This is a genomic window from Methylobacterium sp. J-078 (assembly GCF_022829285.1).
In the GTDB taxonomy this organism is placed as follows: Bacteria; Pseudomonadota; Alphaproteobacteria; order Rhizobiales; family Beijerinckiaceae; genus Methylobacterium.
Map to the genome: position 1 here is coordinate 37,744 of NZ_JAKSYI010000036.1, position 11,368 is coordinate 49,111.

Genomic DNA, 11,368 nt, shown 5'->3' on the forward strand with positions numbered 1-11,368 from the left:
TTTGCGACTTAGCCCTTTAGCTGAAAATTCGTTCCGGAAATTCAGTGCAACACAAACATATATTATCACGTATTATTTGAAAATCGATGAGCGCTGACTTAAAAATCCTATGATAATTTACATACTCAAATTTTGCAGTCTAAGCGAGCACTTGCGCTACAAAATGATAAGTAGCGTTTGCGTGCATCACGGTCGCGGGGCGGTGCGCGACGATCACGCGGGTCATGCGCAGGTCCCGCAGGGCGGTCGCGATGGCGGCCTCCGTGGGCTCGTCGAGGTGGCTCGTCGCTTCGTCCAGGAACAGGATCTCGGGTCGTCGGTAGAGCGCGCGGGCCAGGATCACGCGCTGCTTCTGCCCCCCCGACAGGGTGGAGCCCATGTCGCCGACCAAAGTCTCGAACCCCATCGGCGTCCGGCGGATGTCGTCGAGAACCGCGGCACGCGCCGCGCATTCCTCGATCCAGCCCGGATCGGGCCGCTCGTCGAAACAGGCGATGTTCTCGGCGATCGATCCCGCGAACAGGCCGTCGTTCTGCATTACGCCGGCGATGCGCCGGCGATAGGCCGCCGACCCAAGGGTGCGCAGGTCCTGGCCGTCGATCAGCACGCTGCCCTCGGTGGCCGGCAGCAGACCCATCATGACCTTCATCAGGCTCGACTTGCCGCAGCCCGACGGTCCCGTGATCGCGAAGCTCGATCCGGCGGCGATATCGAGGGCGAGGTCGCGGAAGATCCACGGCTCGTCGCTGCCGTAGCGCAGGGCGAGGCCCCGCACCGCGATGCTGCCGGTGGCACCCCCGGCCCCGACGACGGCCGGACTCGGCACCGACGGCGCGAGCGTGAGAGCCTGCTCCTCGGGCTCGCTCATCACGATGTCCGACAGGCGATCGGTCTGGACGTTGAGCATCCGCAGCTGGAAGCCCGACTGGATGAGGTTGCCGATCCGCTGCGAGAACTGGTCGCGGTAGGCGAGGAAGGCCACCAGCATGCCCAGAGTCATCGACTGGTCGATCACCGCTCGCGCGCCGAGGACGAGGAGCAGGAGGCGGTCGATCCCGAACAGCAACTCGTTGGCCCGCCCGAAGACGAGGTCGAGGCGCTGCAGGCGCAGGCGCGCGTTCACCGAGGTGACGAAGTGGTTCATCCAGGTGCCGCTGCGGCGCTCGCGCAGGTCAAGGAGCTTCACGCTGGCCATGCCGCGCACGGTCTCGATGAAATGCGACTGCTGGCGCGCCTCCGCGACGATCGCCTCCTCGGTCCCCTCCCGGTAGGAGCCGTAGGCGAAGATTCGCAGGATCGCGGTCAGGACTGTCGAGGCGACGACGACGAGCGCGAGCCATCCCCCGTAGACCACCAGCATGGCGAGCATGCCCACGGACATGATCCCGTCGAGGATCGCCTGCACGAGGTCCGTCGTGATCCCCTTCTGGATCGTGGCGAGCGACCCGAAGCGCGAGATCACGTCGCCCACGTGGCGCTTCTCGAAATAATCAAGCGGCAGCCGCGAGAGATGTCCGAACAGGCTCCCGGACCATTGCAGGTTCAACTTCGTGCCTGTGAGCATGATCGCCCAGGTTCGAGCCACCGAGAGCACCAGCTGGACCACGAGCAGGAGAGCCAGTCCCACCGCCACCACGAGAAGGAGGTCGAGGTCGGCGTTGACGATGACCTCGTCGATGACGATCTGCGAGGCGATCGGCATCAGGATCGCGACGAGTTCGATCCCGAGGGAGAGGGCGAGGATCTGGGCCAGCGCCGGGCGGATGCCACCGATGGTGCGGAAGAGGTCCCGCAGGGCGAGCCCGCGCTGGCGCTTTTCGCGCACAAAGCTCGTCGTCGGGCTCGTCTCCAGGGCGACGCCCGTAAACTCCCGCGAGGCCTCCGCCAGGGTAAGCCGGCGCGGGCCGCGTGCCGGGTCGTGGATGGTGATGCCGTTCGCCCGGACGGCCGTCAGCACCACGAAGTGGTTGAGGCCCCAGTGCAGGATGCACGGCAGCTTCAGGCGCGGCAGGTCCTTGAGCTCAGCCCGCAGGGCCCGTGTCGCCAGGCCCATCGTACCGGCGAGGTCGATGAGGTTGCGCAGGGTCATGCCCTTGAGGGACAGGGCGTGCCGCCGCCGCATGGTCCCGAGATCGACGTGGCGACCATGGTAGCCGAGGACCATGCCGAGGCAGGCCATGCCGCATTCCGCCGCCTCCGCCTGGAGCAGGACGGGCGCGCGCCGGCCGAAGCCGAAATGGAGGTTGGTCAGGAGACTCACGCGTTCATTGGCCCCGGGTCACGAGATCGACGCTGCGCTTGACCCGGTACAGGGGATCCAGGAGCCATCGGTAGAGCGAGCGCTGCTCCAGGGCGATATCGGCCTCCACGCGCATGCCCGCCTCGAGGCGGCGCTTCTCGCCGTAGGCAAGGACCGCATCCTCGTCCGGGCGGACGACGATGCGGTAGATCCCGTCGCCGCTCTTGGCCTTGCCGCCGGCGGGCTCCGGCGCATCCGCGGCCTCCAGGGGCGCGCGGGTCACCTCCGAGACGGTTCCGCGATAGAGGCCGAAGCGCTGGAACGGGAACGCGGCGTAGCGAAGCATCACCGGCTCCCCGGTATCGATGAAGCCGATGGCCGAGGATTCGACGAACAGGTTGGCCTGAAGGCGCCCCTCGCTCGGCAGCAGCGTCAGCAGCGTAGCGCCTGCCGACACGCTCTGGCCGGCCTGGACGCGGATGGAGGTGAGGATCCCGCTCTCGGGCGCCCGCACCTCGATGCCGCGGCGGGCCTCGCTCTCGGCCCGCTGCTGTTCGAGCTGGGCGGCGGTACGGTCCATCTCGGCGAGGTCCCGGGCGAGCTTGTCGTCGAAGGTGGCAAGCGTCGAGCGCAGTTCCCCGACCTTGCCCACGAGCTGGAGGTTGGAGTTCCGGAACTGGGCGAGCTGAGAGCTGGCCTGCAGGTAGAGGTAGTTCTGGTTCTGCAGGTCGGCGGACCGCGCGAACCCGTCGCCGACGGCCTTGGCCAGAACGTCGACGCGCTCCTTCAGCGGCGGCACCAGCTTTTCCTGAAGGCTCACCTGCTCCACGAGCTGGCGCGACTGGGATTGCAGGTTGTCGATCTGCTCGGCGAGCGAACGCTTTTCGGTCTCGGCCATGCTCGCGCGCAACGCCGCCTGGGTCTCGATGCTCGCCTTCTGCCGTGCGAGCTGGTCGATGATGCGCTGCTGGGTCGGACCGTTGGCGGAGACCGCGTCGAGATCCAGCGTGTAGAGGAGCTGCCCGCGCCGGACCTTGTCGCCCTCCTTGACCCCCGAACTGCCGACCCGGCCCGCCACGGGACTCGCCACCGTCATCAGGCCGACGTCGGGGGTCAACATCCCGTAAGCGTGCACGCGCCGCGTGTAGGTGCCGATCGCGACGAAGAGGAGCGTCGCGACGATCATCAACACCGTCAATCCGGTCACCGTGCGAACCGAGACGGGCTGAACGATCTGGGCTTCTCCGAGCCAGGAATCCTTGCGTGCCTGAGCGACCTCGGCGCGAAACAACGGTGTCGTCATCGACGGTGGCGTTTCTCCGTGCCGCGCCTTGCGGTCGATCTTTGGGGACGGCGTCTGAACCGAAGTCAGCGGCAAGCCCACGGGGAGCTTGCCGCCTATGGTCGGATCGAGTCTGCCGCCGGACTTCAACCGGACGGCGACACCCTCTTACTTGCCGCCCAGGAGGCCACCGACCGCGCCGAGCAGGCCACCGACCAGACCGCTCACGAGACCGCCGACTTGCCCGACCACGCCGGAGACGGCGCCCAGCTCACTGGAGAGGTCGAGATCGAGGCCGAGGCCCAGGGACAGGCCGCCGCCCACGGCGTCGAGTTCCGTCGCGTTGAGCTCGCGAATGGTGTCATGGTTCTGAGTCATGGTCGTTCTCCGATTGGGCCGATCTCAGCCAAGGATTCGGGTATTCCGTCGCCACGGGGCCACGCGTTTAGAGAGGGCCGGACTGCGCGACCCGGGCTAACTGAATGCTGGGGCTCACTTGCCGCCGAGCAAGCCGCCCACGAGGCCGCCGACAGCACCCAGCAGGCCGCCGACCAGACCGCTCACGAGTCCGCCGACTTGGCCGACGACGCCCGAGACAGCACCAAGTTCGCTGGAGAGGTCGAGATCGAGGCCAAGTCCCAGGGACAAGCCACCGCCCACAGCGTCGAGTTCCGTCGCATTAAGTTCGCGAATGGTGTCGATCTTGTTGGACATGATATCTCCAATTCTTGATGCGGGATGAAATCGTATTCAATTTCTCTTCGTGTACTTGAGAGCAGCGTCCCTGTTGCTCCTGACTACGAAGCTAACGGATGGGAAACATACTTCAACCCTGCCGGCGGACGCCGCCTCGATCCGCGGTACGTCGGCGCCGAATTTTGATCGGCCGGGATCGCCTGGGTCTTTGCCGAGGCAAAGGATGCCTGGATCGTTCGTCCGGTCGTCGTATTTGGCGAAAATTGAGATCGGTGCCACGACACTCTGGATGTCAGATTAAACTGTTGATTTTTAGCATAAAAATTGAAAATGCCTGACAATTTGTCGCAGAGAAAAACGCGCTTCCACTGCTTGCCGCTGCGGAAAAATCCTCTTCCGGAATCGGTTTCAGGAAATTGCTCTCATCGCGGAGGCACGGTTATACCGATGGAATTATAGAGCTTCCGGTCGGCAGCCCGGTGACGGTCCAGCTTCGCGTTGGGTAAGACACGGATGCCGATGGAAATGTCTCCAGGGTGCGGAGGAGGGTTGATGAAGCTAGAGTTCCGTGACTTCGGCAGCGACATCTCCTTCGACGGGGATATCAAGGCCGTCCTGTGCGACAGCACGCGGAACGGCTGGCGGGGAATCTACTTCTCCGACGTGATCCTCGGCGCGAACGGCCGCGTCTCCATCGAGCAGAGGGGCGTCCATTTTGGGCTGTCGTTGCGCCCGCGCGACCAGACCTTTCACTATGCCAGCGAGGATCACCGCTTCAACGAGGACAACATCTCCGTGCTCCACCCCGGAGCCTCGGTATCCGGGACCTGGACGGGGGAGTTTCGCAATCTGACGCTGAAGATCGCACCGGAAACCATCGAGCGGATGGCGGACGTCGCACCGCACCGAACCGGTATCCAGACCCAGTTCGTCAGCGCCCGCTCGCAGAGCGCGGTCGAGTATCTCCTGCGCGCCATATCGGTCGACCTTGAAGGGGGGTGCCCGCACGGCGCGCTCCTGGTGGAGAGCGTGGCCTCCACCCTAATCCGGATGTTCTCGACGCCGGAACGCGACCATCGCACGATCCCCAGGCTGCGGTCGTCCGAAGCGGCCCTCCTGCGGGACCTGATCGCGTCGCGTCTGTCCGAACCCCTCAATCTCTCGCACCTCGCCGAGGCCGCGGGCGTGAGCATGGGGCACCTCGTGCGCGCGTTTAAGGCCTCCTTCGGGGTGACCCCCTACCAGTATATCCTGCGTGCCCGGGTCCTCTACGCTCGCGAATTGATCGAGTCCGGCGACGCGAGCCTTAGGGACGTTGCGACACGGGCCGGATTCACCGACCTCAGCCAGATGTCCAAGACTTTCCGACGGGTGCTGGATCTTTCGCCGAGCGCGGTGGCCCGGCAAGCGCGCAAGGGTGGTTAAACTTGGCGGGCGCTCAAGATGCCTGATCCGTCTCGTTTGGCCGAGCTGACAGGCGATGATGTCCGCTGCCGGACCGAGCACGGACGCCATAATCCGCTACGGACTGACACGACTGCTTTCAAGAACAGTAAGGATCGAACGCCATGACGATGTTGGCGCTATCGGACCGTCTGCTCGGGATGGAAAGAGTTTGGTCTGCTTCGGGGTGAGAGACGCGCTGAAACAGTCGCTCGTTATGGATCGGATGCGGCGAAGGCGCTCAAACTTGAAACTTTCGGATACGAAGTTCGACTAGCTTGGGAGCAAGCCCATCCGTCGGTAGCTTTCGATCAACTCGTCGAACAATTTCACGTCCGAACGGCTGCGGGCGATGATCTGCGCTCCGGCGACAGCAGCGTAAATGGCGCGAGCCCTCAACTCACCCTCGGCCGGCGAGGCGAGTTTGGCGGCGACCAAATGTTCGCACAGCCAAGCGGTGTTCACGTCAGCGAAAGTTTGCACCTCCTTCAACACGGGCTCGGGCAACTCGTCATGTTCCGTCGCCATGAAGCTGCTCAGGCAGATGCGATTGTCGCGCTCCAGAGATAGCCGGAAGATGCTCGGGTATCGCCGCAACGCTTCCGTTGGGCTTCGGGCATTCGTCGAGATGGCTTCGAGATCGCGGGCGATGTCTTCCCAGTAGCGCCGTGCAACCGCTTCGCCGAGGAGAGCCTTGGTGGCGAAGTGGTAGTTGATGCTGGCAGCCTTGATGCCGACGGTCTCCGCAAGGTCGCGGAAGTTGAGGCCGCCGTAGCCATAGGCCATCGCCGCCTCCCTGGCGGCTACGAGGATGGCCTCTCTCACATTCCCCTTTGACGTCGCTGCCATATTCAACCTCCACCTGTCATATGGCAGACAGGGGTTGACGTCACAAGATGCCGGACCTAGCTTGCTGCCTGTCATATGATAGACAGGCAATTTACTAAAGCGAGACGACGATGTCCGACAAGCTCAAGCTCTTCACCTCCCCTTCGGCCTTCCCCAACCCGCAGCGCCTGCGGATTTTCATGCATGAGAAGGGCATCGCCGATCGCTTCGACGAGACGATCTACGACATGTCGCCAGAGGGCGAGCAGCGGGGTTGGAGACACCTGAAGATGAACGCCTGGGGCGAGACGCCGACCCTCGCGCTCGCCGATGGTTCTTACCTTAGCGAGACCTCCGCCATCGCCCGCTATCTCGACGACACGTTCGAAGGCCGCAAGATCATGGGGGCTACGGCGCATGAGCGCGGTCTCGATCAGATGTGGGACAGCCGGGTGTGGGTGCACATCCTCTACCCGATCGTCACCGCCTTCCACGTCCTGCACCAGGGATTGGGCCCGAAGCTCGAACTGACCAGCAACCCGGCTTGGGGCGAGCATTCACGTAAAGTGGCGCTGGCGCATGCCGGTCTCGTGGACCGGCATCTCGCGGATGGCCGCGATTGGCTGCTGGGTGGTGATCAGCCGACGTTCTCCGACATCACGTTAGCTACGGCGATTGCGTTCTCCAAGTTCCCCGTCAACGCCACCCCGCTTGATGAGCGGTTCGAATATCTCGATGCCTTCTGGCGGCGCTGGCAGGCTCGATCGACCTTTATCGCCGCCTATGCCGACCGTAGCAGCGGCGTGCCGGAGATCGACAATCGCACATGAGTGTTCGGCGGTCGGGCTGGCATCCGCCCGACCGCAACGCGGCCTCGACCGACTATAGCAGCGTTCTGCGATGGCTGCTTTGGAGAAGCGCCGATGGCGGTCCGGGCGGCCGGGTCGGGTCGGGACCCGCCGGTCCGCCAAACGGCCGGGATGGGTGGCTTGTCGTCGGCCTTCTTCTAAAAATCACGCCTGATAAGCGTACGTCCGAATCTTCATCCTTCGTGAAAACAGTAACCAATCTTCCGGTGTCGCGAAGCAAGGTGTTCCGAGAGCGGAAATCAAACGCCAAGCCTTCTGTTCAGCGCCAGGGCACTGGCTCCAGCGATTGCTGGAGCGCATCGAGGAACCGTCCGGTTCGTGCCGCACGCGCCTGGCGGCGTGCGCCCAGCAGCGCGACGACTGGCGCCGCCGGCAGGGTATGATCGGTGAGAAGCCGGACCAGCCGACCAGCTCGGACATCGTCAATCAGGTCCCATTCCGAGCGCACGATGATGCCGCGCCCCGCCAGGGCCCAGCTCCGCACGACTTCGCCGTCGTTGCTGGCCAGATTCGGCTCGATCCGCACACGCTCCCCATCGGTGGCTCCCTCCGATCGGAAGCGCCACAGGGTCACGTCCTCATCGTTCTCGCGCAAGGCGATGCAGGAATGCGTGCGCAGCGCGCCCGGGTTCTCCGGTGCCCCGCAGCGGTTCAGGTAGCTGGGCGCCGCGCAGGCCCAGCGCTCGTTCGGGGCGAGGCTGCGCATGATCAGACCCGGGGCAGCGTGGTCCATCTCGCCGACGTGGATCGCGAGATCCCAACTGCCGCTGCCCGGCACCCCTCCGAGGCGGTCGGACAGGGCGAGGTCGATCTTCAGTTCCGGATGCCCCGCCTGGAAGGCTGCGACCACCGGCGCCACGTAGCGGCGGCCGAACCCGAGCGGCGCCACGATGCGCAGATGCCCCCGGACCTCGCCGCGGCGCTCGGCGAGCGCATCGTCGATCTGGCTGAGGCCCTCCAGGACCTGGCGTCCGCGTTCGGCGAGCAACTCGCCCTCGTCGGTCAGCGTCAGGTGCCGCCCCGAGCGATCGACCAGATGGACGCGGAGCCGGGCCTCCAGGGCGCGGAGCCGCTGGGTCACGGCCGGGGGAGAGACGTTCAGGTCACGCGCGGCAGCGGCCAGGGACGAGGCCCTGGCAATGGCAGCGAAGAAGCGCAGGTCGTCGGTCGTCAGCATTCAGGCTGAGCTTAATCCAGGATGCAGGCGGCGTTAATAGCAGGCGGCTGCCGCCCGTGCTCTGTCTGGTCCTGCACCTGCCTACGAGGCGAGCCCACCGATGCCCCCAGTCACGATCCGCCAGACGTTGCCCGCCGAGCCCGGGGCGGCCTTGCTCGGGAGGGCCTTGCTCGGGACGGGCTTGGACCAGCTCGATACCCCTTGCCTGCTGCTCGACGAGGGGAAGCTGCGCGCCAACCTCGAGGGCATGCAGGCGCGCCTGGCGCGGCTCGGCGTCGCCTTCCGCCCCCACCTCAAGACGGCCAAATCCCTGGATGTCGGCCGCATCGCCATGACGGCTCCGGAGGGACCCGCCATGGTCTCGACCCTCCGCGAGGCGGAGTACTTCGCCGAAGCGGGTGTGCGGGATCTCATCTACGGCGTCGGCATCGCGCCGGCCAAGCTCGATCGCGTCTCGGCCATCCGCGCGCAGGGGGCCGATCTCGCCCTGATCCTCGACAGCCTGGAGCAGGCGGATGCCGTCGCCGCGCACGCCCGAAGCGGAAGCGACGCGCTCCCCGTCCTGATCGAGGTGGATGCGGACGGCCACCGCTCCGGCGTTGCACCGAGCGACCGGGACCTGCTCGTCGCCATCGGGCGGCGCCTGGTGGCCGGGGGCGCTGCCCTACGCGGTGTCCTCCTCCATGCGGGTGACAGCTACGCGCTGCAGGATGGCGCGGCTCTGGTCGCAGCGGCCGAGGCAGAGCGCGTGGCTGCCGTCACGGCGGCCGAGACTCTGCGCGCCGCGGATTTGCCCTGTCCCGTCGTCAGCGTGGGCTCAACGCCGACCGCCCGCTACGCACAGGACCTGACCGGCGTGACTGAGGTTCGCGCCGGGGTCTTCATGTTCGGCGACCTCTACCAGGCCGGCGTCGGTTCGGTGGCTCCGGCCGATCTCGCCCTCTCCGTGCTCGCCACGGTGATCGGCCACCAGCGCGCCAAGGGCTGGATCATCACGGATGCCGGATGGATGGCGCTGTCTCGCGACCGCGGCACGGCCAGGCAGGCCGTGGACCAAGGTTACGGCGTCGTCTGCGACCTCGCCGGCCGGCCCTACCCGGACCTCGTCGTCGCCGACGCCAACCAAGAGCACGGCATCATCGCGGTCCGGCGCGGCTCGCAGGCGACCCTCCCCGACCTCCCGATCGGAGCACGGGTGCGCGTCCTGCCGAACCATGCCTGCGCCACGGGTGCCCAGCATGACCGTTACCATGTCCTCGACAGATTCGGCCGCGTTGCCGCGGTCTGGCCCCGCATCAATGGTTGGTAGGAACCTGCACCATGACCGATCCCATCGTGCGCATCGCCGCGTCCACCGTGCCGGCTCCGGCCGGGCACTACGTCCATGCGACCGCGTGGCGCGACCTTGTGTTCGTCTCGGGCCAGCTCGGCTCCCGCCCGGACGGCACGCACACCGCCGATCAGCCTTTCGACGTGCAGGTTCGACAAACCCTCGCCAACGTCCTCGCCATCCTGGACGAGGCAGGATGCGGACCGCAGGAGGTCCTGCGGGTCACGGCCTATATCGTGGGCGTCGAGAACTGGCCTGTCTTCAACCGGATCTACGCCGAGGTGTTCGGGGCGGCGAAGCCGGCCCGCACGGTCGTGCCGGTGCCGGAACTCCACCACGGCTATCTCGTGGAGATCGAGGCGATCGCCGCGCGGATTGTGTGACGACAGCTTCCCCCACGAGCGCCTTCTCAAGACAACATACCGACTCAGGAGACCGTCGATGCCGGAGCAACGCTACGATGCCGTCCTGTTCGATCTGCTGACCGCGCTCCTGGATAGCTGGTCGCTCTGGAACTCCGTGGCCGGGAGCGAGGAGCTCGGTCGGCGCTGGCGCGCCGAGTACCTGCGGATCACCTATCGCACCGGACGCTACCGCCCGTACGAGGACCTCGTGTCTGAAGCGGCGGAGGCGGTCGGCTTGCCCGGCAACGCGACGACCGAACTCGCCGAACGCTACGGCGAATTGCGGCCCTGGTCGGGCGTGGTGCAGTCCCTGCGGGACCTCTCCGCCAGGTCCGTACCCCTCGGCATCGTGACGAACTGCTCCGAACGCTTGGGACGGATCGCGGCCGATTGCGTCGGCGTTCCCTTCACGACGGTGGTGACGTCCGAGCGGGCGGGGTTCTACAAGCCCGACCCTCGCCCCTATCGGCTTGGTCTAAGCGAGCTGTCCGTCGATGCTGACCGCTGCCTGTTCGTCGCCGGCTCGGCCTACGATCTCGTCGGGACGGCGGCGGTCGGTTTGCAGACCTACTGGCACGATCGCGTCGGGATGACCGCCCCCGACGGCGCACCGGCGCCCTTGGCACACGAATCATCCCTGGATCGCCTGCCGGCATTCGTCCTCGATCGTTGAAGGCGCCCATGGAATGCCCGGGCCTCACAGTCTCGCCGACGTCAGCGCTCTGCTGGTCGCTCGTGCCGATCGCTGCGGCGACGCCGCGTCCTGCGGAGCGGGGTCGCGTCGTCGGCGATGTGATGAGCGGATCGTTGATCGGCATCCTGCTGTCGCGCCCGCTCGCGAGTCTCGTCGCCGACCGCCTCGGCCAGCGCGCCGTCTGCTCTCCGGGGCCATCTGCAAAGCTTGGACAGACGAGCCGTCCAGGTTCATCCATGATCCGCACCACCAAATTCCGGGACCAAACAGCTAGGAGCTTGTCCGAGTAATCCTCTCGACGACGAGGCTGCGAGGTGATTCACTCGGCTCATGGCCAAGGTGTTTCGCTCCTGGGACGTCGATCAGGGCTGGCTGTTGCCGCCCTCGCTGCACGAGTTCGTGCCAC

At 65.8% G+C, this 11,368-nt stretch carries 11 protein-coding genes and 1 pseudogene; 6 read left to right on the forward strand and 6 right to left on the reverse strand.

All coding sequences use genetic code 11. From position 1 onward, the window contains the following. Window positions 1–139: 139 nt before the first annotated feature. The 4 genes from MKK58_RS03160 to MKK58_RS03175 form a co-directional block, all read right to left on the reverse strand. Window positions 140–2,260: a peptidase domain-containing ABC transporter gene (locus MKK58_RS03160; RefSeq protein ID WP_243910714.1), complete on the reverse strand. Its 2,121-nt coding sequence runs from the start codon at window positions 2,258–2,260 to the stop codon at window positions 140–142. A 4-nt stretch (window positions 2,261–2,264) separates the two neighbouring features. Further along, window positions 2,265–3,542: an HlyD family secretion protein gene (locus MKK58_RS03165; RefSeq protein ID WP_243910715.1), complete on the reverse strand. Its 1,278-nt coding sequence runs from the start codon at window positions 3,540–3,542 to the stop codon at window positions 2,265–2,267. Between the two features lie 147 nt (window positions 3,543–3,689). Further along, window positions 3,690–3,899, reverse strand: a complete 210-nt coding sequence (locus tag MKK58_RS03170; protein ID WP_243910716.1) for a hypothetical protein — start codon at window positions 3,897–3,899, stop codon at window positions 3,690–3,692. Between the two features lie 114 nt (window positions 3,900–4,013). Beyond that, window positions 4,014–4,235, reverse strand: coding sequence for a hypothetical protein (locus tag MKK58_RS03175; protein ID WP_243910717.1), 222 nt, complete (start codon window positions 4,233–4,235; stop codon window positions 4,014–4,016). Window positions 4,236–4,730: 495 nt separating this feature from the next. Between MKK58_RS03175 and MKK58_RS03180 the strand changes: the two genes are divergently transcribed. After that, window positions 4,731–5,642: a helix-turn-helix domain-containing protein gene (locus MKK58_RS03180; RefSeq protein WP_243910718.1), complete on the forward strand. Its 912-nt coding sequence runs from the start codon at window positions 4,731–4,733 to the stop codon at window positions 5,640–5,642. A 291-nt stretch (window positions 5,643–5,933) separates the two neighbouring features. Here MKK58_RS03180 and MKK58_RS03185 read toward each other — a convergent pair whose 3' ends face one another. Then, on the reverse strand, window positions 5,934–6,509 hold the full coding sequence (locus tag MKK58_RS03185; RefSeq protein WP_243910719.1) for a TetR/AcrR family transcriptional regulator: 576 nt from the start codon (window positions 6,507–6,509) through the stop codon (window positions 5,934–5,936). Between the two features lie 110 nt (window positions 6,510–6,619). Between MKK58_RS03185 and MKK58_RS03190 the strand changes: the two genes are divergently transcribed. Beyond that, entirely contained in the window at window positions 6,620–7,318 is a 699-nt protein-coding gene (locus MKK58_RS03190) for a glutathione S-transferase family protein (RefSeq protein WP_243910720.1), read from the forward strand. 298 nt (window positions 7,319–7,616) lie between these two features. On the opposite strand, the gene MKK58_RS03195 is transcribed toward MKK58_RS03190, so the two are convergent. Then, a complete protein-coding gene (locus MKK58_RS03195; protein ID WP_243910721.1) occupies window positions 7,617–8,534 on the reverse strand; it encodes a LysR substrate-binding domain-containing protein in 918 nt (305 codons plus the stop codon). A 100-nt stretch (window positions 8,535–8,634) separates the two neighbouring features. Between MKK58_RS03195 and MKK58_RS03200 the strand changes: the two genes are divergently transcribed. From MKK58_RS03200 to MKK58_RS03215, 4 genes and pseudogenes are all read left to right on the forward strand, one after another. Further along, window positions 8,635–9,843, forward strand: a complete 1,209-nt coding sequence (locus tag MKK58_RS03200) for a DSD1 family PLP-dependent enzyme (RefSeq protein WP_243910722.1) — start codon at window positions 8,635–8,637, stop codon at window positions 9,841–9,843. Between the two features lie 11 nt (window positions 9,844–9,854). Next, window positions 9,855–10,247: a RidA family protein gene (locus tag MKK58_RS03205; protein WP_243910723.1), complete on the forward strand. Its 393-nt coding sequence runs from the start codon at window positions 9,855–9,857 to the stop codon at window positions 10,245–10,247. Between the two features lie 58 nt (window positions 10,248–10,305). Next, window positions 10,306–10,941 (forward strand): HAD-IA family hydrolase, encoded by a 636-nt coding sequence (locus MKK58_RS03210; RefSeq protein ID WP_243910724.1) that lies wholly within the window; start codon window positions 10,306–10,308, stop codon window positions 10,939–10,941. Window positions 10,942–11,000: 59 nt separating this feature from the next. Then, window positions 11,001–11,141 (forward strand): annotated as a pseudogene (locus MKK58_RS03215) (MFS transporter); the annotation flags it as partial. Window positions 11,142–11,368: the final 227 nt, after the last annotated feature.